Raw genomic sequence first — 22880 nt, 5'->3', positions numbered from 1 at the left:
CACGGAGACCGACCGATGACCTCACCCCCCTCCACACCCCCGCACCACGCCGCCGACCGGGACGCGGCCCCGCGCCCCCGCCACGGCCCCGGGCTCGATCCGCCGTCAGACGCCGCCACACCGGTCGCGGCTCCCGACCCGACCGGGCCCGCGGATCTCGCACCACCGAGCTGGACGGAGCTGGGCAGCGTCACCGCCGCGCTCGCCCAACGCGCGGCACAGCATGACCAGGACGCGTCGCTGCCCCACGACGGCATCCGGCACGTGTACCGGGCCGGCCTCCTCACCGCCACCGTCGGCACCGCGTTCGGCGGCCCCGGCGGCGGCCTGGCCGACACCGTGCGCATCCTGCGCACGCTGGGCGCGGGAGACCCCGCGGTCGCCCTCATCACGGCCATGACCCTGTTCACCCACGCGGCGCAGGCCCGCAAACCCCACTGGCCGCCCGCGCTGTACGCCGAACTGGTCGCGGATTCCGCCGACCGCCCCACGCTGCTGAACGCCCTCCGGGTCGAACCCGAACTGGGCAGCCCCGCCCGCGGCGGCCTCCCCGCGACCACCGCGCGCCACCGCACCGACCACTGGGAGCTGACCGGGCACAAGATCTTCTCCACCGGCGCGGCCGCGCTGCGCTGGATGCTGGTCTGGGCCCGCACCGACGAAGACCCCACCCGCGTGGGGACGTTCCTCGTACGCACGGACAGTCCCGGCATCGACGTACGCCCGACCTGGGACCACCTGGGCCTGCGCGCCAGCCGCAGCGACGACGTGGTCTTCGACGCCGTCCGCGTGCCGCTCGACCACAACACCGGGCTCCTCGCACCCGGCGACGACCCCGGACGCGACGTCGTCACCGGCGCCTGGAACTGCCTCGGACTCACCGCCCTGTACCTCGGCGTCGCCCGCGCCGCACAGGAGTGGCTCACCGGATTCCTGCACGAACGCGTCCCCACCGCCCTGGGCGCGCCGCTCGCGACACTCCCGAGGTTCCAGACCGCCGTCGGCGAGATCGACGTCGCGCTCGGCGCCGCCGAACGCCTCGTCGCCGCACTGGCCGAAGGAGTCGACGCCGCCGAACCCGGAGCCGCCGAACAGTCCGCGGGCGCCAAAGTGATCGGCACCCGCGCCGCGATCGGCGCCGTCGAACAAGCCGTCGCGCTGCTCGGCAACAACGCCCTCAGCCGTGCCAACCCGCTGCAACGCCACCTGCGCGACGTGCTCTGCAGCCGCATCCACACCCCGCAGGACGACACCGTCCTCCTCGCGACCGGGCAGGCCGCGCTGCGCCGCCCCGCCCGCTCGACTCCGGCTCCCCGGACCCCAGCCCGCCCGACTCAGCCCACGAAAGGCCAGTGACACCATGCCCGTCGAATTCATCGGCATGATCGGCACCACCGAGGTTTCCGAGACCCGGCCACCCGCCGGGCCCGTCGTCGACCCCGACTACACCCGCCGCTTCGCCCGCGCCCACGAAGACGCCGGGTTCGACCGCATCCTGATCGGCTACGGCTCCAGCGCACCCGAAGGCGGACAGGTCGCCGCCCACGTCGCCGCGCACACCGAAAAGCTCGGACTGCTGCTCGCCCACCGGCCCGGCTTCGTCGCCCCCACGCTCGCCGCGCGGACATTCGCCACCCTCGACCAGTTCTCCGGCGGCCGGCTCGCCGTGCACATCATCACCGGCGGCCACGACGCCGAACAGCGGCGGGACGGGGACTACCTGCCCAAGGACGAGCGCTACGCCCGTACCGACGACTACCTCGACGTGCTCACCAAGGCGTGGACCAGCGACGAGCCCTTCGACCACGACGGTCCGCACTACCGGCTCGCCGACTTCCACAGCGACGTACGCCCCGTGCAACAGCCGCGCATCCCGGTCTACTTCGGCGGCTCGTCCGAAGCCGCCTACCGCGTCGGCGCCAAGCACGCCGACGTCTTCGCCCTGTGGGGCGAACCCCTCGCGGAGACCGCCGAGCAGATCGCCTCGGTACGAGCCGCCGCAGCCGCAGCGGGCCGCGCCCGGCCTCCGCGCATCAGCGTCTCCTTCCGGCCCATCCTCGGCCGCACCGACGAGGAGGCGTGGGAACGCGCACACGCCATCCTGCGGACCATCCAGGAGCGCGGCCACAGCGCCGGATCGGCCGTCGGCAAGCGGCCCCTCCTCCCCGTCGGCCCGAACGCCCGCCCGCAGAACGTCGGTTCGCAACGCCTGCTGGCCGCCGCGGCGAAAGCCGACCGGCACGACCGCGCGCTGTGGACCGCACCCGCCGCCGCGACCGGCGCGGCCGGGAACTCGACCGCGCTCGTCGGCTCCCCGGAAACCGTGGCGCAGGCACTGCTCGACTACGTCGACATCGGCGTCACCACTCTGCTGATCCGCGGCTACGACCCGCTTCCGGACGTGGTCGACTACGGCCGGGACCTGCTGCCGCTGGTCCGCCAGGAGGTCGCCCGCCGCGACCGCGCGGCGACCGGCCCGTCCTCGGAGGAACCGGTCGGCCCCGCGGACGCCGCTGCCGCGCCCGCCACCCCGGTTGCGCTGGGAAGCAGCCGGTGAGCGCCGCCGCCTCGGCCTCCGAGACCGTCCGGCCCGGCACGGTCTGGACCCCCGCGGAGGACGCCGCCGTGCGCGGCACCCTCGTCTTCGTGCCCGGACGCGGCGAAACGGCGGGCGTATACGCCCGATTCGGCCGACGGCTCGCCGCGGACGGATACGTCGTTCATGTCCCGGAGATCACCGCGGACACCGAACCCGCCTCGGTGGCCGCCGCGTTCGCGGAAGCCGCGACACGGTACCCCGCCCCCGTGGCGCTGGGCGGGTCCGACGTCGGCGCCCTGTACGCCGCAGGCGCCGTCGCACGCGACGGCGTGCGGCCCGCGGGGCTCATCCTCGTCGGGCTGCCGGTGGCGGACACGGCCCGGTCGGCGCCGCTCGACTGGGAGGACGAACTCGCGGCACGCACCGCCTGCCCCGCGCACCGGGGCGTGCTCGCCTCCGACCCCGACTTCGCCCGGGGCGCGCTGGCGGCGGCCGCACCGGACGAACTCCCCTCCGTGAAAGAGGTGTTGATCAGCGGAGAACTGCCCGTCCTGGTACTCCACGGCGAGGCGGACCCCGTCGCGCCGATCACCAAGATCCGCGACCTCGCCGCCTCCTCGGCCCGTACCACCCTCGTCGCCGTCTCGGACGGGCGACACGACGTGCTCAACGACGCGGCGCACCGCAGCGTGGCGGCACAGATCGTCCAGTGGCTGGAGCGCCTGCGCGGCGGGCCGGGGCAACCGCGCGTACTGACCGTCGAGGAACCGTCCTCGTGACCGCCCCGCCGTCCGCGAACTCCCGGCCACCGCACGGGAGTCCGTACCCGGACGAAGTCACGGCGCCTCCGCCGCGCGGACGCCGGTCCACGTCCGACGCCACTTCCGTCACGCCCCGCCCGCCGGAGGGAACCCACCGCTTGCGTCCGCGACCCCGCACACCGTCGAGAGGAGCACCAGCATGCCCACGACCCGCGACCAGGACAGCCGCGCAACCGTCCCGGTGATCGACGCGCCCGCGTCGCCCGCGGCAGGCGGCGACGTCCTGCGGCGCACGCTTCGCAGGCACGCGGCGGGCGTGATGGTCATCACGGTGCCCGGTCCGGCCGGGTTCACCGCGACGTCGTTCACCGCCGTGAGCCTGGAGCCCGCCCTTGTGTCCTTCTACGTGTCGGCGACGGCTTCGTCGGCGTCCGCGGTGCGCGGCGCCGGACTCTTCGCGGTGCACATACTCGGGCGCCATCAGGAGGAACTGGCGGCGCGTTTCGCCCGCCGGGGCGTGGACCGTTTCGCGGACACCGACTGGGCACCGGGGGAGCAGGGGGTGCCCATCCTGGCGGGCACCGCGGCATGGCTGACCGCGCGCACGGTCCTGGTGCAGCCGGTCGGCGACCATGTTCTCGTCGTCGGCGAGGTGCGCGCCGCCGAGGCACGGGAGGGGGTGCCCCGCTCGTGCACCACGACGGCGCGTACGGCGGGTTCACCGTGAGCTGAGTGAGGGCCCCGGTGCGCACGGCGGTCCACGGGCCGCGGCCCCGGGCGACTGCGCCTGGCTGTCCGGGCCACTGACACAAGGCCGTGCCGCCGGTGCCGCCTGCGGGTGCGCGCAGGTGTCGTCCCCGGGCGCCCGCGTCGCTGCCCGCCGCACCGAACCGTCGTCCCGACCCGGCCTGCTCGGCAGGTCCGTCGCCGGGCCGGCCGCCCGGGGCCGTCGCTGTCCGGCAGCGCGGGCGGGCGTCCCGGCATGGGCGCCCGCCCGCCACCGCTCGGGGATCTTCACCGCTCGCGTCACCGACCACCGCCTGATCCATCGCCCAGGAGTCCGCATGTCACTGGCCTTCCACTGGTTCCTGCCCACCACCGGCGACAGCCGGCACGTCGTCGGGGGCGGCCACGGCTCGACACCCGGGACCGCGGGGTCGGACCGCCCGCCGAACATCGCCTACCTCGGCCAGATCGCCCGCGCGGCCGAGCAACTCGGCTTCGTCGGCGCGCTGACCCCCACCGGCAGGTGGTGCGAGGACGCGTGGCTGACCACGGCGATGCTCACCCAGGTCAGCGAACGCCTGAAATTCCTCGTGGCGTTCCGCCCGGGGCAGATCAGCCCGACCCTGGCCGCCCAGATGGCCGCCAGCTACCAGAACCAGTCACGCGGACGACTCCTGCTCAACGTGGTCACCGGCGGCGAGTCGCCCGAGCAGCGCGCCTACGGTGACTTCCTCGACAAGAACGGACGCTACGCGCGGACGGACGAATTCCTCGACATCGTCCGGCGATTGTGGGCAGGCGAGACCGTCGACCACCACGGGGAACACCTGCGCGTCGAACGGGCCGAACTGACCCGGCTGCCCGCACCGGTCCCGGAAATCTACTTCGGCGGCTCCTCGGCCGCCGCCACGTCGGTCGCGGCACGGCACGCGGACGTGTACCTGACCTGGGGGGAACCTCCTCGGCAGGTCGCCGACAAGTTCGACGCGATCCGCGCGACCGCCGCGGCGAACGGCCGCAAGCCCCGCTTCGGCGTCCGGCTGCACGTGATCACCCGCGACACCTCGGCCCAGGCGTGGGCCGAGGCCGAGCGCCTGCTCGCCGGTATGGACCCCGAACGCATCCGCGAGACGCAACTCGCCCTGGCGCGCAGCGAATCGACCGGCCAACGCCGCATGCGCGAACTGCACAACGGGTCGACCGAGCGCCTGGAGATCCACCCCGGTCTGTGGGCCGGGATCGGTCTGGTGCGCGGCGGCGCGGGCACCGCCCTCGTGGGCAGCCACACCGAGGTCGCCGACCTCATCGAGACGTATCACCGAAGCGGCGTCGACGAGTTCGTGCTGTCCGGCATCCCCCACCTCGAAGAGGCCTACAACTTCGCCGAAGGCGTCTTCCCGCTCCTCACCAACCGAGGCCTCTGGCATCCTCCGTCCCCCTGACTCCGGTGCCCGCCCAGCCCCCGCCGCGCCCGTTCGCCCGCCCCCGGCGGCAGTGGCGCCCGGCAGCGCTACCGATTCCGCCGCCCGGATGTCCGCGCCCTCACTCACCTCCGGGGGTGCCGACCCGCCGCGACCGGACGGGTCATGAGCTTGCCGTTCGAACCGCTCCGGGGCGGTGGCTGGGCGCTGGTCGGCGGGTTGAGCGGGATCAGGGCGAATTCCTCGGGCAGGCGCGTCGCCGGCTGGGCGCGGATGTCGCCGACCAGGTGTGCGCCGACGAGGGCGAGGAGCACACGGGTCGCACGCTCGGCTTCCTCCGGAGCGTGGTACTCGCCGCGTTCCTTCACGTGGCCGAGGAACGCTGCGTGTCACAGAGTGATCCCGGCCGCCGCCTCTTCCTCATCGGACTGCCCGCGGAGGCGGCGGAGAACGGGATGAGGGGGAGATCAGGTGCCCGCTCTCCGCAGCCGTCCGGCCGGTGTCAGCGGGAGATCTCCTTGTGGCCGGATCCGACGCCGACGGAGATCTTGCGGGGCTTGGCGCGTTCGGCGATCGGAATGCGCAGGGTGAGCACCCCGGCGTCGTAGTCGGCCTGGATGCGCTCGGTGTCGAGGGTGTCGGCCAGCACGATCTGGCGGGAGAAGACACCCAGCGGCCGCTCGGACAGCTCCATCTGCACGTCGTCGGCCTTCGCCACCGGCCGCCGCTCGGCCGTGACGGTGAGCATGTTCCGCTCGACGTCGATATCGATCGCGTCCGCCGGGACGCCCGGAAGGTCGAAGGCCACCACGTACTCGTCGCCCTCGCGGTAGGCGTCCATCGGCATCGCCGACGGGCGGGACCAGGTGCCCGGGCCCATCAGCTGCCGCGCCAGCCGGTCCAGCTCACGGAAGGGGTCGGTGCGCATCAACATCGTGAAAACACCTCCAGCAGGTTCAGGCAGTTGCTGCCAATGCGCCTCACTGACACGATTGTCACACGTCATCCATTGGATGACAAACACGGTGTCGTCTATGCGATGACAATGAGAGGGAGGTGTCCGTGACCGCGCCGACCAGCCGTCCACGACCAGTACGCGTGCCCTTGGCCCGGCGTCGTTCCTCGCCGCCGCGGCGGCCCTGCACGCCATGGACGACGCCCCGCGCGACGCCCAGCGGGAGTCCCCGGACACCCCGGAGGCGCCCGGTCCCGGGCCGGAACAGGCGCTGGCCTCCCTGACGCTCCTCGGCGGCCCGCGGCTTCGCCGCAGGTCGGGCACGGCAGCAGCCGCGGTGTTCGGTTCAGTTCGCGCCGGGGGTGATGGGTTCGACGCCGGTGCCTTTGTACAGCCGCGGTTCGAGGGGGCGACGCCGGTCATCCTGTTCCGGTCCGGAACGGTGACCATGCCCCAGGCGATCGTCATGTCGTCGCCCTTCACCGTCTTCGGCGCGGCGAACGACGCGTCGACCTTCATCGGATGGATCCCACCCAACGTGGACCCGCTCGAATGGGCGTGGAACCAGACGTTCTCCCGCGAAGTCTCCAAGACCGAGCCGGTGCCGGTGCTCACCAGCCCCGCGCTCGGGAAGAGGGCGCGGTGTTCCACGACTTCGCTATTCCGGCGGGGGAGTGCGTGGTGCGCCTGGGCGCGTGGCGCGCCGACCCCAACCCGCTGCCCACGCTCGGGGACGCCCTCCCGCACCTGGAGATGCGGACGCCACTCGCGGTCTTCGGGCCGGCACCCGGCACCGACCTGTGGTGCGAGCTCTCCCTGGGCGTGGCCGGCGCGCAGGACTGGGAGGACTTCTCCCGCCGGTCCCTGCGCACGCTGTTCAGCGCCCGGTTCGCCGACAGCGCGGAACCAACCCGCGGATCGCGGCGGATACGCCGCGCCGTCAGGTGCGAGGCGGTCATGTGATTGTCGGCGCCGACATCGCCCCGGCCGCCGGTCTTCTGCCGCACTTCCCGGGTTCCCGGGAGGCGCTCGTCGCGTGACGCCGCCCCCCGCTTGGTATCTGGTGGTATCTTCCGTGGGTATGGCGAAGATCCAGGTGAACGTGCGCATGACCGACGAGACCGCGGAGATGGCTCGGCAGGCCGCGGAGACGCGGCACATGCCCCTGAACGACTACATCGAGCAGCTCGTGCGCCGCGACAACGACGGCGTGCGCGAGCGGTTCCTCGAGGGCGCGCGTGAGGTGATCACCGGATACGGTGACCTCATCGAGGAGCTCGCGGCGGCGGACCGGTGACGCAGCCGACCGTCGATCTGGCCTGGATCCTGGAGGTCGCCCGCGAGGCGGGTGACAACGACCCCGCCCCCGAGGACTACGGCCTGCCCATCGCCGCGGTCGCCCGCCATGACGCGGTTCTCGCGGGGCAGAGCGTCTACACCGGCCCGTTCGTCCGCGCCGCCGCCTTGTGCCAGACCCTGGGGCGCATCGCATGGCTGGAGCGTTCCAACATGACGGTCGCCGTCGCGGTGGCCCACGGCTACCTCACCGCGTGCGGCATCGCCACCAAACTCGGCCGCGACGAGATCACCGCCCTGGTCACCGAACTGCGCAAGGACACCTGCACCGTCCCCGACATCGCCGCCGTACTCCGAACCTGGACCGGCTGAGTCCGCCCGGTCGGCAAACGACGGGGATCAGGGCCTCGCTGCCGGAACGCGCCGTGCCGGCGTCTACCACTGCGACTGCCGTCGGGTTACCCGCCGTCGACAGGCCATCGATGCGGGAGATGAACAGCCAGCGGTACTTGCGGTGCGGTGCGCACCTCGTACCCCGGAGAGGTGCGTGTCCGCGTGAGGATCTTGGGAAAATGGCTGTGGCCTCCATCTCGGGATGGTCACGTTCGATCGTCGCCCCGAGTTGGGGCCTACGGCTGTTCAGGGTGCCGTTGCCGACCGCACGGCGCCGAAGTACGTCGCCGTCATCGAGATCCGTCGGGCGCGCGATGGGAACAGCCCGTCAAGGCGTGCGGTCGGACGCGGCTGCGGCTACGCCCGCGACCTGCGCTGCCACCTCGCCCCACAGTGCGGCGGGCAGGTCGTGGCCGACGCCGGGGAACGTGACGAGGCGGGCGCCGCGTATGGCCTTCGCGGTGGCGTGTGCGGCCCGGACCTTGAGGATTGGGTCATCCTCGCCGTGCAACACCAGGGTCGGGTGCCGCAGTTCGGCCAGCGTCGCGCCGTGCCACCGCGCGCCGATCTGGCGGCTCTGCGCCTTCTTGTCGCGCGGCCCGCTGTCGACCTCGGCCTCGACCCACGCGCGGGCCGCCTCCTCGTCGAACGGGTAGCCCGGCGAGGCGATCCCCCGCCACACCGCAAGCGATGCCTCGATGTCGCCCTCGCGCCCCTCGGGGAACTTGGTACGCGCGAGCTTGGCCAGCAGGCCGAAGCGCAGGTAGCGCAGTACACGAAGCCCGGCGGCGTCGCTGGGCAGCGCGGCCGAGGACGTGACGCTGAGCACCCGGTCGGGGTGCCGCAGCGCGGTGCGCTGCGCGATGAGCCCGCCCATCGAGTGCCCGAACACGTGGGCGCGCTCCCAGCCCAGCTCGTCCATCACCGCGATGGCATCGTCGGTCATGTCCTCGGACGTGTAAGCCTCGCTGCGCCTGCCGAACAGCGCCTTGAACGGGTTGCCGGTCTTCGTCTCCGGCATCCGCGTCGACTCGCCCGCGTCGCGCTGGTCGTAGCGGGCGACCTCGAAGCCCGCATCGGCGAACGCGTCGCACAGGCCCGCGGGCCACCAGAAGCGGGCGGTCGCGAGGCCCATGACGAGGAGGAGTGGTTCGCCGTGCGAGCCCTCGAGGCGGTCGTACGCGATGTCGACGCCGCCGTTGCGGGCGTACTGCGTCGAGGTCCACACGCGGGGGGTCCGGGCAGCAGCGTCCGTGGTCATGGTGTGGGTCTCGCTTCCTTCGTCTTCCTTCGCGATAACTGCGATCAACGTTCGCAGTTCGTGCCGCTACTCTACTGCATACATCGTTCGCAGAAAAAGGAAGGGTGCCGTGACCACCGCCGACAGCATCTGGCTCCGCCCCGAACGCGCCTCGCGCGGACCGGCCCCCGGCTACGACCGCGACACCCTCGCCTCCGCCGGCGTCGACCTCGCCGACGCCCGCGGCCTGGCCGCCGTCACCATGCGCGCCGTCGCGGAGGCCCTCGGCGCCGGCCCCGCGTCGCTGTACCGGTACGTCACCACGCGCGAAGAGCTGGTCGAGCTCATGGTCGACCGCGCCCACGCCGAGATCCGGTACCCGGCACGCACCGGCGACTGGCTGCGCGACCTGCTCGCCCTGGCGCGCGAGTCCCGGCGTGTCACCCTCGCGCACCCGTGGCTCCTCGACGCCACGGCGACGCGCACACCGCTCGGCCCGAACACCGTCGCGTACCTCGAACACGCCCTCGCGGCGGTCGCCGACGTCGACGTGCCCACGCGCGACAAGCTGGAAGCCATCGCCGTGCTGAGCGCCGTCGTGTCGGCGCTCACCCGCACCGAGGTCGCGCAGGCGCGTGCCGGGAAGGGAATCCCGGAGTGGCAGCAGGCGCAGGCCGCGTACCTGGCGCAAGTCGCCGCCGGGGGCGAACACCCCCATCTGGCCGCCGCGTTCGCGTCCACGGGCACCGACTCGGAGTCGGTGGACGCATTGTTCACACGCATCGTGACCGGAGTGCTGACGGGACTGCTGCGCGCGGGGTGAACGGCGACATCGGCTCCAGCGCCACCCCACGTCGCCGCCGTGCCCCGAACCACCGGCCCGGGGCCGCTGCTTCAGCAGCGCGGCGGCCTGAGCCAGGGTCGGGTCCCGCCGGTGGAGACGGTAGTCCGGGGTCCCCGGATGCCGTCGACGATTTCGCCGTGAGCGCCGATGGCCCGCAGGGAGGGGAAGCGGATGGCGCTGGCGTTGTCGTCGAGGGGGTATGGCCGGGCGGGACCGGAGTTCACTCCGGCGGTCCGGCTCCCGACGAGGGTGCCGGACCGCGCGTCGTTTCCACCGCGACCTCAAACCCGCCAACCTCATGCTCACCACATCCGGCGGGGGCAAGGTCCTCGACTTCGGCATCGCCCGATACGTCGAGAGCACCCACCGCTCCGGCAAGGTCATGGGCACCCTCGCCTACATGCCGCCCGAACGATTCGACGAACACCGGGCGACGCCCGCTCCGACCTGTACTCCCTCGGCTGCGTCCTCCACGAACTCCTCACCGGCAGCACCCCGTTTTCGATGCCACCGGCCCACTGTCCATGATGAACGCCCACCTTCGCCGTGCCCCCCGGCCACCCGGCGATGTCCTCCCCGGCGTTCCCGCACAGCTCGACGACCTGGTTCTCGCCCTGCTGGCGAAAGACCCGCGCACCGCCCCGCCTCCGCCCTCGACGTCGGCGAGCGGTTGCCCGGACTCGCAGCACACCGGCGTCCCGAAGGCGGCGGGACCGGGAACCCACGCCGCGGATAACGCCCTCATCCACGTCACCACGGCAGGAAGCGACCGAGTTCTCCGACCCCACGCCGACGGCGCCGGCCGCCCCCGCGTGGATCGATCAGCGCGACCAAGGGCCGACATCCCAGGCGTCGACAGGTCACTTCGCCCCGCCGAGCGTCCACCGCGGGGGCGGCTCGCGTACCGACGGCGCCGCACTTTGGCCAGCGAAGACGTGCGCCAAGTGAACGCGGTGGCGTTCAGTCCTGACGGTTCCCTCGTCGCGACCGGCGATGCAGGCGGAGACATCCGCGTCTGAGATCCCCGTACCGGCGAACCACTGGGCCGCATGGTCGGGGCGAGTACATTCATGCCCTGGCGTTCGGCCCCGCCGGTCCCGCGCTTGCTGTCGGCGCACACGACAAGGTGGTCCGCCTGTGGGACCCGCACCCAGGTACGCTGCGCAGTCAACTCGCCGGGCACACGGCCGCGGTCGTCTGCTTGGCGTTCAGCATCGACGGCCGCACCCTGGTCACCGGCACCCACATCGAGTGCCTTCTTGGGGATACGCACACAGGTAAGGCGGTGCCGGGCCATTCCGGCGCCGTTGTCCCCGCCCAGCGGCTCGCACCCGACATCCAGGGCCACGGTCGAGCGGCAGGACCGCGCGCTGGCCGCCTGCCGCGAACCCGAAGCTGCCTTCCTCGCGGCCCTCGTCCTGCCCTCCGCCGACACAGAGGTCGGGGGCGGCTCCGGCGACGCGTACGCCCGTGTGCGTCAGCGCGCCCGCCGCGAACAAGGCGCACGCGTCCTTCCGGCGATCACCACACCTGCCGTGCCCGCAGCACCGTGCAGGACAGCCTGAGCAGAACCCCGGGAGAAACGGGCCCAAGCAGGTCCGTCCCCCGGAGGTTGATCCTTTTCGGCCATGTTCGCGGGCTTTCTCCGGCCACAGCATGCACGCGGTTGGCCACGGAAAGGGATAACTCCGCCACATCCGTCAACGCACGGCAAACAAGGGGGTGTTCGTGCGCAAAGGGGAGCTGAGCACGCTGCTCAGCGACGGGCAGGAGACACGCCAGAACGTCCGGGACACCGCAGCCAAAGTCGAACAGGCCGTCACAGCCGGAGCCGACACGGTCCGGGCCGCGATCGACCGGGCCCGCGAGGAATCCGTCCGGGTGATCTCGGGAGACCTCACCGCGCTGCGCGCCGACGTCCGGGCGGCACGCAACTCCGCCGCCACGGCCGCAGCCGTACAGGAACTGCGCCAGGACGTCCGCGAACTGCGGACACTGATCCAACCGACCGACCCGACCGCCGTTCACCCGACGCCACCACCGCAGGTCGAACTCCCTGAACCCGCACCGCAGGTCACCCGTGATCCGAATCCGGACGGCGCCGCGCCCAGCCGCCCGCCCGCCGACAGCTCACCGAACAACGACACCGCTACCGCCGCGCAGGACCCCACGACGGAGGCCGCACCCGTGTCCGACACATCCGCCAGCCCGACCCCGGAACCGGACCCCGCCGCGCGCGACGAGGCCGACTCGCCCGCGGAAGTCGAGGATGTGATCGCGCGGCTGCGCGAGATCGTCGCGGGCAGCGCATACGAGGAACTGCGCCGCGACGTGGCCCAACTCCGCGACGAACTCGCGGCGCTGCGCGACACCGCCGACGGCGCACGCGGCCCGCAGCCGCCCGCAGCCGCAGGCGAAGCACAGGAAACGCCCGTGGCCGCGGACGCGGCGGCTCCCACGAAGGAGCACGACGAACTGCTGCTCGCCGCCGCCCGGATCTCCTCCGCCCCGGTGCTGTGCCACCGCGACACCTGGGAATTCCTCATCGCCAAGGCCGGCGCCCACCCGCACTTCCGCCACCCCCACCAGATCACCGCCAAGGACGACGGCCGCGTCGAAGGCGACCTGTCCGGCAGGTCCCTGATCGCCGTGCTCAGCTCACTGTGGAAGACCCACCGCACCCGCGACGACTCCGGCGACTGGGCCCTCGCCCAAGGCATCTACCAGCGCATCGCCGACCGCCTGACCAACCTGGCCACCGACGGCAAGCGGGTCAGCATCGTCCTCGACGACCGAGACGGCGCACCCGACCCCGACTCCGACCCGACGTAGGACCGGCCGAAGAGATCTGAGATCAGGAAGGGACGGACAATGTTGGCCTCGCTTCCCGCCGAACATGGCGGAGGCGGGGCCACGTGGCATCGGCGCCGGGGCCGGGGAGGCGGGTCGGAATTCCGTCCCGGGCCGATGGCTGGAACCGCGAGCCGGAGGCGATGTTCCGTGGGCCTGGTCGGCCAAGACCCCGCGCAGGGCGGTGCGTTCGTCTTCCTGCGGGTGGGCGCGGGACCTGCAAGGCTTGCCCCGGCGACCCTGCTGACGTGTCGTAAGAAGTTTCGTTGGCGTCCGAAACCGGGGCAAGACCTGGGCCCCGGGACAAGTCCGGGGGAGCCTGCCGACTGCCCGGATGGCGTCCGGCATGTAGGCGGCGCGATCCTGATCCGGGCTCGTGCACGAACGTGGGAACCTGTCGCCCCGATACGGCCGTCGGTCAGGTGGGTCGGCGGAGAGAGCGAGTACTCCAAGCGGACGACGCCGCGAGGAGCCGAGTACCGTCTTTGTGGGTTTGTGCGGTTCGCGCAGCGGACCGGCCGTAGGACACGCCGAAGTTCGGGCGGATGTGACGCCCGCTTGCGGGCGTGATCGGCCGGTGAGGATCAGCCCAGGACGTTTGCCGGGCGGGCTGGCAGCAAGCCCGGCACTCGCCCGTCCTCGCATAGACCGGTAGGCGCACCGCCTACCGGCCCCGCCCCGGGCAGGCGGCGGCCACGAGGCGAACGGGGCGACGCTCCACCGGGTTCCGCCAGCGCGACACGACAAGGCCCCGACGAACTGCCCCGGCAGCCCACAACCGACGGCGCGTAGGCTCGGTGCACCCGAACCCGCGATGAGGATGACCCGCAGGGAGGTTCCGTGCCCACCGTGCCCAGTGCCGCCCGTCGCCGCCACCCGCGTCGACCACCTGCATGCTTCGGCCTCAGGGCGGTGTCACCCGCGAGCGCAAGTCGTTGAACGGCTTGTGGGTTCCGGCTCGACCCACAGGGCACAGGTCGCGTGGCAGGCTGGTGGCGGTCCCGGCTCGTCGGGGCCCGTGAGATGCCCGTCCCGGCCCCTTACAACGACATCGTGCCGGACGTGGCCGTACGCGATCATGTCTCGTCCACGCCGTCGTTGCGGCACTGCCCGCACACCAGCCGCCGCGCCTTGGGCCGCTCGGGCAGGCGGACGTCGAACGGCATCCAGGTCTCATCGGTGAACTCGCGCAGGTCGTAGCCGCATTCCGCGCGGAGCAGCCGGGCGGCGCGGGCCTGCTTCCTCGACCAGGAGCGCCACTCCGACGACAGCACCAGCTCGGCGATGACCATGCCGTCGGCCCGGGGTTGGAACACCGTGAAGACGAAGCGCGGGGTGTCCTCGGGGATGTCGGCGAGGGCCCGGTCCAGCGACGGCATCTGACGGCGGCGTCCATGTAGCGGGTGTTGAACAGCACGAGCGCGTTGAGGACCAGGCCGAGCGCGCCGATCTGGTCCTCCATGCCGTCCTGGTAGCGCTGGTACAGCTCGCGCTTGCGTACCTGCTGGGCTTCGATCTGATGCCCAGGATCAGGACGTCACCGGCGTGAAGCGGTGCCGTCCCTGCGCATGACGCGCATGCGGAAGCGCAGGCCGTCAGGCGTGCCGTGGTCGTCGAAGTCGAGGAACGCCACCGGCCCGCCCGGCGAGTCGAAGGTCTGGCGGTCGCGCGAGGCCAGCGGGATGTCGGGGTATCCCTCGGCGCGGGCGAGCAGGCCGTCGTTGGCGGTGGTGATCTCGACGGTGGTGGCGTGTGAGACGTACCGGCCGGCGTAGCGGGACAGGTCTGCCGGGGCGGGCTCGGGCTCGGGGCCGGGGAGCGGCCCGGGCGCGTCGAGCAGTGCGTTGATGGCGTTGATCCCCTGATCGGAGTTGGTGAGTACGACCACGGCGGTCCGGGTGGTGGGGTCGGCGGCGATCAGGCCGGACTGGCCGGGGTTGGCACCGCCGATGCGCACGCTGGATTGGGCGGTATTGCCCCAGATCATCCAGCCGAGTCCGGCACCACGCATGGTGGCCACGCCGCCGGGGGCCCCTATATGGCGATCCGGGTGACGGGCTGGAGCGGCGAGCTGGTCAGTACGCTCTTCATCCGCTGCGCGCTGATGGCCGACCGGAAGACGCTCTTCGTCGAGGGCAGTTGCTCGCTGCTCACACCGGTCCGCGAGCGGTACCGCATCGCGGACCGGTTGCTCGACTCACCCACCTTCCGCCAATGGTGGAGCCTGGTGGGCCTTGCCGGGCTGCGCTCGCCGGGGCTGATGCTCAGGGCGCCGTCCTCGGTGAGCGAGCGTGTCCTCTCCGCGCTCACCGACCGTCGCAAGCAGCGGCGCCAGGCGCGGGAGATCCGGCACCGCACCTTCAACTACGGGGCATCCTTCAGCATCCGGGACGCGGCGAGCGACCGCAGCTACCACCGGTACTTCCAACAGCTGGACCGCGAGCTGTACGCCAAGACGGTCGAACACCGGGTACTGGACGCGCTGGCGGAGTTCCTGGACGACCACAACATCGACTCGAACGAACTCGTGCAACGCCAGTCCACGATCTACAACACAGGCCTGTACGTGGGCGGCAACGTGAGCCTCCGCGGTTCCGCCCTCGGCGTCGGCGGCAGCTTCGCCCGGGTCTTCCAGCGCGGCTCGTCGGGCGACGCTCCGACAGCGCCAGCTTCGGTCGGCCCGCAGGCCCCGCCTGTACGCAGGACCCCCAACAGAAGGTGACACCATGTCAGAGACGACCGGCACGGGAAACAGCGGCATCAGCGTGGGCGGCGACCTCCACATGGACGGCAGCGCGATCGCCCTGAATCACTCTTCCGCGACGGTGACCCCCGGCGCCCCGGCCGGCCGCCCGGCCACGATCGAGGAACTACGGACCGCTGCCCGCCTGTTGGTGGAGCAGCTGCGCCGGGATCGGGAACAGTACGAGGACGGTGACCACCTCGTCGAGACCGCCGAGCTCGTCGAGGGCGAACTCGCCTCGGAGGAACCGCGCCGTACCCGTCTGCTGCGCTGGCTGAATGTCCTCGCCCCGGGGGTACAGGCAACGGCCCAGCTCGCGGGGGACGTTGCCACCATCCAGGAGAGTGTCGCCAGTCTGCTCTGAGCCTGGCGTCAGGCGCGTCGGCCACGAATGCCTGATCTGCGTGCCTCTCCGCCGATCCCACGCGCACGACCGCAGACCGTCCGCAGTAGATCTCGCCATGACGCACTTCATCAGGACGGCAGCAGTTCTCGGGCGCGCATGCCCAGCCAGGGCGCGTCCGACCGGGGTCCTTGTTCCGCGGATGCAGGCGGGAAGGGGCCGGCAGGGCCGTGGTCCGAGCCCGCCGCTGAGATCCCCATCACGCTGACGCTGTTCGCGGCCGATGCCGGGACACACTCGGTCGCCGACATCCGAGCCTGGCTCATGCGGGCCCCACGACACTGCCTGGAGCTTCGCGAACTCCCCCTGGGGATCAACGCACGGGCGTCTACGGCGCCTGAGGGGAAGGGGCGCCGACCGGCACAGCGTTTGGCTGGGACAAAGCCATCTCGCCTACATGGATCCGAGGAAGGCCACCAAGGCTTCGTTGACGTCATCGGGGCGTTCCTGCTGGGTCCAGTGGCCGCAGTGCGGCAGCACGATCGCGTTTCGTAGATTTGGCACGGCGGCGGAGCGGCCGGCGATCAGTTCCGCGGCCCCGGGCAGGGTTCCGCCGAGGTCTCGGTCGCCCGTGATGTAGAGCGCCGGAGGCGCGACGGCTACTCCGTGCCAGGGGCTGGTGAGGGCCCAGTTTCGATCGAAGTTGCGGAACCAGTTCAGGGGGCCGGTGAAACCGGTACGTGCGAAGTCCTCGGCGTAGACATCGACATCTTCTTCCGTGAGCCAATCCGGCAATTCATTCGGCTCAGGCCACATGTCCAACGCTTCTCCGCCTGCGGGAACGACCGGGTTCCACGGGAAGCCCTCTGCGGAGGCAGCGTAAAGTGCACGCCGCATCGTGGCTCGCGGGTCCCGCGCGAACTCCGCATCGGCGGTGTCCGGACGCTGGAAGTAGACGGGGTAGTGGTTCTCTCCGTGAGCGGCGCGGAGAGCAGCCAGGGGTGGGCCTTCCGGACGCAGGGTGTGCGGGGCGCTGAGGGATGCCACCGCGCGAATTCGATCAGGACGCATCAGCGCCGCGTGCCAGGCGACGGCGCCACCCCAATCGTGTCCGCCCACGACCGCATCTTCCTCTCCGAGCGCATCGATGAGACCGATCACATCGCCGACCGTGTGGAGGATCGTGTAGTCCTCAACGGCTTCCGGACGGTCGCTGCGCCCGTATCCACGCTGGTCCGGGGCGACGACGTGGTAGCCGGACGCGGCCAACGCCTTAAGCTGATGGCGCCAGGAGTACCACGATTCCGGGAAACCGTGGAGCAAGATCACCAACGGTCCGGAACCCGCCTCGGCCACGTGCAGGCGGACTCCTCCGACCTCGACGAAACGGTGCATGATCTCGGGCATCGTCTTCTCCTGTGCTCGGGGCGTGCGGACGTCGTCAACGCCGACCCTAGGAGTGCCGTAGCCTGCGTTCCCATGGCCGAGATGCTCGCTCCCATGCCCGATCGTCTCGGCCGCCAGGAGGAGCGGGTCCGAAGGTTGAGGTGACGCGATGGACAACCTCATCGGCATGTTGTCGGCGGCTCGAGCCGGCGGCATGGCGGCGGCGAGCCTGAGTGCTGCGGCCCCCTGGGGCATCAGACGCGGACCGATCCCCGCGCCGGCGTTCCACGTGGTGACCGAAGGGGCGTGCTGGCTGCGCAGCCCCGGAGCAGAGCCGCTGCGCTTGAGTGCCGGGGCCTTCGTCCTGCTGCCGACCGGCGCCGACCACGCGCTGTCCAGTGACCGTCAGGGGCCTCTGGTTCTCGACGAGGAGCTCTTTCGCTCGGCGCCGCAAGGGGGCGCTGCGCGCGAGATCGATATCCCGGGCGGCGGAACGCGGACCCGGTTGATCTGCGCGGGTTACCGCTCCGGACCGGTCCGGTCCTCTCGTCCGTTGGCTTCGCTTCCCCGCGTGTTGCACGTATCCCCCGAGGAATCGACCACACCGCGCGAGGTGGCGGAGACGATGCGGATACTCGCGACCGAAGTCGCAAGTGACCTGCCCGGGGCACGCACCGTCGTCGAGCGTCTGGTCGATGTCCTGTGCGTACACGCGCTTCGCTCGTCTTCGGCCCACCACTGTGCCCAGGCGTCCCAGCCCTGGAACTGCCAGGATACGGAGGTCGCCAAGGTTCTCGCCGCGATGCATGAGGACCCCGGGCGGCGGTGGACCCTCGACGAACTCGCCCGCACCTCGGGACTGTCACGGTCTGCATTCGCCGGACGCTTCAAACGTTCCCTCGGTGAGTCCCCGCTGCGCTATCTCACTCTCCGGCGCATGGAACTGGCAGCACACCACCTGCGCGCAAGCAACGACTCGCTGGCCGCCATCGCGAAACGCGTCGGCTACACCTCGGAGTTCGCGTTCTCTCGCGCCTTTTCCCGTGAGTTCGGACTCGCACCGAGTCGCTTCCGCATCTCCACCAGCCGCTCCCCGGACCTCCTCCGCTTCACAGAGCCCTGACGTCGACGGCCCGACCGCCCGACGGGCTCGGACACGACGCCATGAACGCCGGTGGCGCCATTACCGGTGGTTTGTTGGGTTCGGCTTTGGGGCGGGCATGCCCTGAAGTAGCCTTGCTCATGGGTGAGTTCGGGGGTTCGCCGTGACTGCTCGGGTTCCGTGTCCGCCCAAGCCGGGGCCGCTCGAGGACTATGCGGCCTGTTTCGACGATCTGTTCGGTTCGCTCGCTCAGCGGCGTGGGTTCCGGGAGTACCTGACCGGGCTGCCGGCACCGCGGGACCGGAACAAGACGCTGACCGCCCTGGCGGGTGCGGAGCCAGCCGTCGGGGCTCAGCACCGGGCGGCGCAGCGGCTCCAGTTCCTCCTGTCGGAGTCGCCGTGGGAGGCGGACCGGGTGAACACCCGGCGCTTGGAGCTGCTGTTCTCGAACCCGGCAACCGCGCCGCACCCGGGCGGTGTGCTGGTGATCGACGACTCCGGGGACCGCAAGGACGGCACCGCGACGGCGAACGTGGGCCGGCAGTGGCTGGGCCGGTACGGCAAGACCGACAACGGCGTCGTCACCGTCACCACGCTGTGGGCGGACGAGCACCTCTACTATCCGCTGCACGCCGTCCCCTACACCCCGCCCGGCACTTCGAGAAGGGCCGCGACGACCCCGGGTTCCGCACGAAGCTGCGGATCGGCGCGGAACTGGCCCGCACCGCGGAGGAGACCGGGGTCCAGTTCCGCGCGGTGGTCGCGGACGCGGCCTACGGCGACCAGGACGGGTTCCGCGGCGAACTCGCCGAGGCTGGGCTGCCGTTCGTGATGGCCCTCAAACCCCGCCGCGGCCTGTGGGGCCTACGGACACCAGGCCGCACCCCGGTCGACGCCGCCCGCGAACTGGACTGGACCAGCCCGGACCAACCCGGGGACTGGACACCGGTGACCCGGACCTACCGCGACGGTCACACCGCCACCTGGTGGGCCGCCGACGCACGCCTGGGCTGGTGGGGCCCCGACGGCACGAAACGGCTGGTCGTCGCCACCACCGACCCGTCCACCCTCCCGGACAAGGCCACCTGGTACCTGGCCACCAACCTGCCCCGCCCCGACAGCCCCCGAGAGACCGAATCGCCGCACCCTGCCGCCGAACTCGGCGAGATCGTCGCCATCCACGGCATCCGCAACTGGATCGAACAGGGCTACAAGCAGGCGAAGGACGAACTCGGCCGGGCTGACTTCCAGGTCCGCTCCGACCGGGCCATCCACCGCCCCCGACCCGCTGGGCCGGGCGAGTGGTGCGAGTCCTGGAGCTCAGCCCCTGAACAGCGGGGCGGCACGAGTCTCCCGCCGATCCACCTGTCGGTGTGCGCCTGGAGCGACGCCACCGGGTGTCCGGGGCTGTCGTCGCAACGACGCGGGTGGGCCTGCGGATCCGCCAACCCAGCCGCAATGACCGTTCCGGAGCGAAGCGCCCGGCCGTGGGTGGGGACCCGTTTTCCCTTTTCTGCCATGTTCCACCTCTTGAACCGCCCCGGGTGAAGTGGGGACTCGATTACATCTAAGGATCGAGTCATGGCACGTCCCTCCACCTACCCGCCCGAGCTGCGCCGTCGTGCGGTGCGGATGGTCGCCGAGGTCCTCGGCGACTACCCGACCGAGTCCGCCGCGATCAAGGCGGTCTGCACCAAGCTGGGCATCGGCTCGTACGAGACGCTGCGCAAGTGGGTCCGCCAGGACCAGATCGACACCGGGCACCGGCCGGGGACGACCAGTGAGGAGTCCGCGCAGGTCAAGGCGTTGAGGAAGGAAGTCGCGGAGCTGAAGCGGGCGAACGAGATCCTGCGGGCGGCGTCGGCTTTCCTCGCGGCCGAGCTCGACCGGCCACACCTGCGCTCGTGGCGTTCATCGACGAGTACCGGGACCGCTTCGGCGGTGTCGAGCCGATCTGCCACGTGCTGTCCGGGCACGCGGGCGGCATCGCCCCCTCCACCTACTACGCCCACAAGCAGCGCGTCGCAGCACCTTCCGCGCGGACCGTCCGGGACGCGGAACTGAAGAAACTGATCCAAGACGTCTACGACACGAACTACCGCGTCTACGGGGCGAGGAGGATCTGGCGCGAGCTGAACCGCCGGGGCCACCCGGTGGCCCGCTGCACCGTCGAGCGGCTGATGCGCGAGATCGGCATCGCCGGGGCGGTCCGCGGGAAACGCGTGGTCACCACGCTGCCCGGCGGTCGGGTCGACCGCGCCCCCGACCTCGTGGACCGCGACTTCGTCGCGAACACCACCAACCGGTGCCGGGTCGCGGACTTCACCCACGTGAAGACCTGGGCGGGCGTCGTCTACGCCGCGTTCGTCGTGGACACCTTCTCGCGCAGGGTCGTCGGCTGGTCGGCCGCCACCGTGAAGGAGACGGTGTTCGTGCCCGACGCGCTGGAGACGGCGATCTGGCAGCGCGACCGCGACCAACGGCCGGTGCTGCCCGGTGAGTTGATACATCACTCGGATGCCGGATCGCAGTACACGTTTCCGGCTCGCCGAGCACCTGGACGAGGCCGGCATCGCCGCGTCGATCGGATCGGTCGGCGACGCCTACGACAACGCCTTGATGGAAAGCATGATCGGACTGTTCAAGACCGAGCTGATCAAACCCCATCGGCCGTGGAAGACGCTGTCCGAGGTCGAGCTGGCCACCGCCGAGTACGTCGACTGGTACAACCACCGCCGACTCCACGGTGAAATCGGGCACATCCCGCCCGTCGAATACGAGAACAACCACTACCTCGCAACCACGAAACCCCAGGTCACCACCACCAACTGAGATCTCCATCAAATCCGGGGCGGTTCAGTGTTTGGCGTGGTCGCCGACGATCAACAGTCCGAACGGCGGCCTGGTCGCGGTGTAGTTGGTGGCCTGGGCGAGGTAGTCGCGTTCGATCTTCTCCCGGGTCCACGAGGTTTCACGGCGTTGTGCCGTTCTTGCGAGGACTCGCGTTTGGCGGTCGCGGCGGTGACGAAGCGTCCGGGGATGACGACTTCCGCGGTCCTTGCCGTCTTCCTGGTGCGAAGGCCGCCGTCAGTGGAGTGGCCGGTGGTGTGGCGGTAGCAGGAGGACTTCCAGCGCGTCGGCACAGGTGCGGGCGTTGGCGAGGAACCATGGGAGGCGGTTCTCGGTCATCACGGTCGGCGTGGTCCGGACGGCGAGGGCGGCGTGCGCGGTGCCGGTGCGGTCGAGGACGGGGACGGCCAGGGTTCGCACGTGTTCGGCGGACTCGCCGTCGTTGACGGCGTACCCGGCGGCTCGAACAGTCCGCAGTTCGGCGCGCAGCGCCTCGGGGTCGGTGATCGTCCGCGCGGTCACCGGCTTCAACGGCTGGAGATCGGCCACCAGGCCGTCGCCGTCGGCGTCGTTCGGACCGGCCCAGGCGAGCAGGACCTTGCCGAGGGCTGTCGAGTGCAGGGGTCGGCGCAGGCCGAGTCCGGTTCCGGGTTGGACTGAGCGGCCCACGAGGATGAGCGCGTGGTGACCGCTGCGGATCGCCAGATCGGCGGTGGCGGAGGTTCGTCGGCTCAGTTGCTCCAGTTCTGGTGCGGCGTGGTGGAGTCCGCGTTGGTGGAAGGCGAGTTGTCCGAGTTCGGCGACGGCAGCGCCGAGCCGGTAGCGGGCGGTTTCGGCCTCTTGGTCGAGGAAGCCCGCCGCGACGAGGGTGCGTGCCAGGCGGTGTGCGGTGGAGACCGACAGGCCGGTCAGGCGCGCGAGGTCGGATGCGCTCAGGCCGTCCGCGCCGTTCTCGCGGAAGCAGTCGAGGATGGCGAGGGCGCGCTGGACCGCCTGCGCGCCGGCCGGGGCGGGTGGTGGAGGCATCGCGGATTCGCTCCTGAAGGGGGCGGGAAGGGCGCGCGGACGCAGAGCCACGTCGGTGGGTCCGGCCGCGGGATCTCACGTTACGGTAACCATGAGTCCACTACCAGGTGAGGGTTTAAAGGCAGCGCAACATTTTCTCCCACATCATGGGATAACTTGCCGAATCTGGTGTGCCGTGCCAGCCTCTTCGCACGGCGCCGCCCAAGGGTGCCGTTCCAGGTCCGGACCGCCGGACGTTCGCGCGACGAGAGCAGGAGGATGCCGTGCCGACGACAAGCCGCCGTGCGTGCGCCCTGCTGACTTCGCGCCGCCACATCGACCTCGTGCTGGTCGCCAGCTCCTGTTGTCGCTGACCTGCTGACGACGCCCCTCCGCTCTGCCGCCACGGAGACGCGGACGCGGCAC

The 22880-nt window shown here is 71.4% G+C and carries 21 protein-coding genes and 5 pseudogenes; 18 read left to right on the top strand and 8 right to left on the bottom strand.

What is annotated here, in order from left to right:
- Positions 1 to 15: 15 nt before the first annotated feature.
- The 5 genes from LO772_RS00515 (at position 16) to LO772_RS00495 (ending at position 5468) form a co-directional block, all read left to right on the top strand.
- Positions 16 to 1356, top strand: a complete 1341-nt coding sequence (locus tag LO772_RS00515; RefSeq protein ID WP_231776282.1) for an acyl-CoA dehydrogenase family protein — start codon at positions 16 to 18, stop codon at positions 1354 to 1356.
- A 4-nt stretch (positions 1357 to 1360) separates the two neighbouring features.
- Entirely contained in the window at positions 1361 to 2557 is a 1197-nt protein-coding gene (locus LO772_RS00510; protein ID WP_231776281.1) for an LLM class flavin-dependent oxidoreductase, read from the top strand.
- Positions 2554 to 3318 (top strand): alpha/beta hydrolase, encoded by a 765-nt coding sequence (locus LO772_RS00505; protein WP_231776280.1) that lies wholly within the window; start codon positions 2554 to 2556, stop codon positions 3316 to 3318. Before LO772_RS00510 ends, LO772_RS00505 begins: the two co-directional genes overlap by 4 nt.
- Before the next feature lie 181 nt (positions 3319 to 3499).
- The gene (locus tag LO772_RS00500) at positions 3500 to 4027 is read left to right on the top strand and encodes a flavin reductase family protein (RefSeq protein WP_231776279.1); all 528 of its coding nucleotides are present in this window, start codon (positions 3500 to 3502) and stop codon (positions 4025 to 4027) included.
- Between the two features lie 337 nt (positions 4028 to 4364).
- A complete protein-coding gene (locus LO772_RS00495; protein WP_231776278.1) occupies positions 4365 to 5468 on the top strand; it encodes an LLM class flavin-dependent oxidoreductase in 1104 nt (367 codons plus the stop codon).
- A gap of 104 nt (positions 5469 to 5572) precedes the next feature.
- Here the strand turns inward: LO772_RS00495 and LO772_RS00490 are convergent, their stop codons facing one another.
- Both LO772_RS00490 and LO772_RS00485 read right to left on the bottom strand, forming a co-directional pair.
- The gene (locus LO772_RS00490; RefSeq protein WP_231776277.1) at positions 5573 to 5815 is read right to left on the bottom strand and encodes a DUF2267 domain-containing protein; all 243 of its coding nucleotides are present in this window, start codon (positions 5813 to 5815) and stop codon (positions 5573 to 5575) included.
- A 134-nt stretch (positions 5816 to 5949) separates the two neighbouring features.
- Complete coding sequence (locus LO772_RS00485) at positions 5950 to 6381, bottom strand: Hsp20/alpha crystallin family protein (protein WP_231776276.1); 432 nt, start codon at positions 6379 to 6381, stop codon at positions 5950 to 5952.
- Positions 6382 to 6517: 136 nt separating this feature from the next.
- Between LO772_RS00485 and LO772_RS00480 the strand changes: the two are divergent.
- From LO772_RS00480 to LO772_RS00465, 4 genes and pseudogenes are all read left to right on the top strand, one after another.
- Positions 6518 to 6694: pseudogene (locus LO772_RS00480) on the top strand (type III effector protein); the annotation flags it as partial.
- Between the two features lie 350 nt (positions 6695 to 7044).
- Positions 7045 to 7365, top strand: a complete 321-nt coding sequence (locus tag LO772_RS00475; RefSeq protein ID WP_231776275.1) for a hypothetical protein — start codon at positions 7045 to 7047, stop codon at positions 7363 to 7365.
- Positions 7366 to 7483: 118 nt separating this feature from the next.
- On the top strand, positions 7484 to 7699 hold the full coding sequence (locus LO772_RS00470) for a hypothetical protein (protein ID WP_231776274.1): 216 nt from the start codon (positions 7484 to 7486) through the stop codon (positions 7697 to 7699).
- Positions 7696 to 8070 carry a fic family toxin-antitoxin system, toxin component gene (locus tag LO772_RS00465; RefSeq protein WP_231776273.1) on the top strand — a complete coding sequence of 125 codons (375 nt, stop codon included), beginning with the start codon at positions 7696 to 7698 and terminating at the stop codon, positions 8068 to 8070. The genes LO772_RS00470 and LO772_RS00465 overlap by 4 nt, the downstream gene beginning before the upstream one ends.
- A gap of 349 nt (positions 8071 to 8419) precedes the next feature.
- On the opposite strand, the gene LO772_RS00460 is transcribed toward LO772_RS00465, so the two are convergent.
- Positions 8420 to 9352: an alpha/beta fold hydrolase gene (locus tag LO772_RS00460; protein WP_231776272.1), complete on the bottom strand. Its 933-nt coding sequence runs from the start codon at positions 9350 to 9352 to the stop codon at positions 8420 to 8422.
- Between the two features lie 109 nt (positions 9353 to 9461).
- Between LO772_RS00460 and LO772_RS00455 the strand changes: the two genes are divergently transcribed.
- The 4 genes from LO772_RS00455 (at position 9462) to LO772_RS00445 (ending at position 13007) form a co-directional block, all read left to right on the top strand.
- Positions 9462 to 10154: a TetR/AcrR family transcriptional regulator gene (locus LO772_RS00455; protein ID WP_231776271.1), complete on the top strand. Its 693-nt coding sequence runs from the start codon at positions 9462 to 9464 to the stop codon at positions 10152 to 10154.
- Between the two features lie 220 nt (positions 10155 to 10374).
- Positions 10375 to 10911 (top strand): protein kinase domain-containing protein, encoded by a 537-nt coding sequence (locus tag LO772_RS00450; RefSeq protein ID WP_331717302.1) that lies wholly within the window; start codon positions 10375 to 10377, stop codon positions 10909 to 10911.
- 279 nt (positions 10912 to 11190) lie between these two features.
- Complete coding sequence (locus tag LO772_RS36220) at positions 11191 to 11922, top strand: WD40 repeat domain-containing protein (RefSeq protein ID WP_443089483.1); 732 nt, start codon at positions 11191 to 11193, stop codon at positions 11920 to 11922.
- Positions 11904 to 13007, top strand: coding sequence for a hypothetical protein (locus LO772_RS00445; RefSeq protein WP_231776269.1), 1104 nt, complete (start codon positions 11904 to 11906; stop codon positions 13005 to 13007). Before LO772_RS36220 ends, LO772_RS00445 begins: the two co-directional genes overlap by 19 nt.
- Before the next feature lie 1094 nt (positions 13008 to 14101).
- Here the strand turns inward: LO772_RS00445 and LO772_RS00440 are convergent.
- The 3 genes and pseudogenes from LO772_RS00440 to LO772_RS00430 all read right to left on the bottom strand — a co-directional run.
- Positions 14102 to 14404, bottom strand: coding sequence for a hypothetical protein (locus LO772_RS00440; protein ID WP_231779846.1), 303 nt, complete (start codon positions 14402 to 14404; stop codon positions 14102 to 14104).
- Positions 14400 to 14508, bottom strand: a pseudogene (locus LO772_RS36215) (Tn3 family transposase); the annotation flags it as partial. The pseudogene LO772_RS36215 and the gene LO772_RS00440, both read right to left, overlap by 5 nt.
- 54 nt (positions 14509 to 14562) lie before the next feature.
- A pseudogene (locus LO772_RS00430) lies at positions 14563 to 15111 on the bottom strand (hypothetical protein); the annotation flags it as partial.
- Between LO772_RS00430 and LO772_RS00425 the strand changes: the two are divergent.
- Positions 15076 to 15747 carry a hypothetical protein gene (locus LO772_RS00425; protein ID WP_231776268.1) on the top strand — a complete coding sequence of 224 codons (672 nt, stop codon included), beginning with the start codon at positions 15076 to 15078 and terminating at the stop codon, positions 15745 to 15747. The pseudogene LO772_RS00430 and the gene LO772_RS00425 sit on opposite strands and share 36 nt — an antisense overlap.
- A 4-nt stretch (positions 15748 to 15751) precedes the next feature.
- Positions 15752 to 16132, top strand: coding sequence for a hypothetical protein (locus tag LO772_RS00420; RefSeq protein ID WP_231776267.1), 381 nt, complete (start codon positions 15752 to 15754; stop codon positions 16130 to 16132).
- Positions 16133 to 16564: 432 nt separating this feature from the next.
- Here LO772_RS00420 and LO772_RS00415 read toward each other — a convergent pair whose 3' ends face one another.
- The gene (locus LO772_RS00415; protein WP_231776266.1) at positions 16565 to 17518 is read right to left on the bottom strand and encodes an alpha/beta fold hydrolase; all 954 of its coding nucleotides are present in this window, start codon (positions 17516 to 17518) and stop codon (positions 16565 to 16567) included.
- A 148-nt stretch (positions 17519 to 17666) separates the two neighbouring features.
- On the opposite strand from LO772_RS00415, the gene LO772_RS00410 reads away from it, so the two are divergent.
- From LO772_RS00410 to LO772_RS00400, 3 genes and pseudogenes are all read left to right on the top strand, one after another.
- Complete coding sequence (locus tag LO772_RS00410) at positions 17667 to 18620, top strand: AraC family transcriptional regulator (RefSeq protein ID WP_231776265.1); 954 nt, start codon at positions 17667 to 17669, stop codon at positions 18618 to 18620.
- Positions 18621 to 18762: 142 nt separating this feature from the next.
- Positions 18763 to 20147: pseudogene (locus LO772_RS36210) on the top strand (IS701 family transposase).
- Positions 20148 to 20180: 33 nt separating this feature from the next.
- Positions 20181 to 21431, top strand: a pseudogene (locus LO772_RS00400) (IS3 family transposase).
- A 255-nt stretch (positions 21432 to 21686) separates the two neighbouring features.
- Here LO772_RS00400 and LO772_RS00395 read toward each other — a convergent pair.
- A complete protein-coding gene (locus LO772_RS00395; RefSeq protein ID WP_231776264.1) occupies positions 21687 to 22475 on the bottom strand; it encodes an IclR family transcriptional regulator in 789 nt (262 codons plus the stop codon).
- Positions 22476 to 22880 lie beyond the last annotated feature (405 nt).

Source organism: Yinghuangia sp. ASG 101 (assembly GCF_021165735.1).
Classification (GTDB): Bacteria; Actinomycetota; Actinomycetes; order Streptomycetales; family Streptomycetaceae; genus Yinghuangia.
This window is presented reverse-complemented; position numbering and strand designations above follow the sequence as displayed.

Coding starts and splice junctions, on each gene's coding strand:
- LO772_RS00420 (WP_231776267.1), top strand. CDS start 15,752: ATGTCAGAGACGACCGGCACGGGAAACAGCGGCATCAGCGTGGGCGGC.
- LO772_RS00510 (WP_231776281.1), top strand. CDS start 1,361: ATGCCCGTCGAATTCATCGGCATGATCGGCACCACCGAGGTTTCCGAG.
- LO772_RS00495 (WP_231776278.1), top strand. CDS start 4,365: ATGTCACTGGCCTTCCACTGGTTCCTGCCCACCACCGGCGACAGCCGG.
- LO772_RS00415 (WP_231776266.1), bottom strand. CDS start 17,518: ATGCCCGAGATCATGCACCGTTTCGTCGAGGTCGGAGGAGTCCGCCTG.
- LO772_RS00440 (WP_231779846.1), bottom strand. CDS start 14,404: ATGCCGTCGCTGGACCGGGCCCTCGCCGACATCCCCGAGGACACCCCG.
- LO772_RS00450 (WP_331717302.1), top strand. CDS start 10,375: ATGGCCGGGCGGGACCGGAGTTCACTCCGGCGGTCCGGCTCCCGACGA.
- LO772_RS00515 (WP_231776282.1), top strand. CDS start 16: ATGACCTCACCCCCCTCCACACCCCCGCACCACGCCGCCGACCGGGAC.
- LO772_RS00500 (WP_231776279.1), top strand. CDS start 3,500: ATGCCCACGACCCGCGACCAGGACAGCCGCGCAACCGTCCCGGTGATC.
- LO772_RS00410 (WP_231776265.1), top strand. CDS start 17,667: ATGGACAACCTCATCGGCATGTTGTCGGCGGCTCGAGCCGGCGGCATG.
- LO772_RS00460 (WP_231776272.1), bottom strand. CDS start 9,352: ATGACCACGGACGCTGCTGCCCGGACCCCCCGCGTGTGGACCTCGACG.
- LO772_RS00470 (WP_231776274.1), top strand. CDS start 7,484: ATGGCGAAGATCCAGGTGAACGTGCGCATGACCGACGAGACCGCGGAG.
- LO772_RS00395 (WP_231776264.1), bottom strand. CDS start 22,475: ATGCCTCCACCACCCGCCCCGGCCGGCGCGCAGGCGGTCCAGCGCGCC.
- LO772_RS00485 (WP_231776276.1), bottom strand. CDS start 6,381: ATGTTGATGCGCACCGACCCCTTCCGTGAGCTGGACCGGCTGGCGCGG.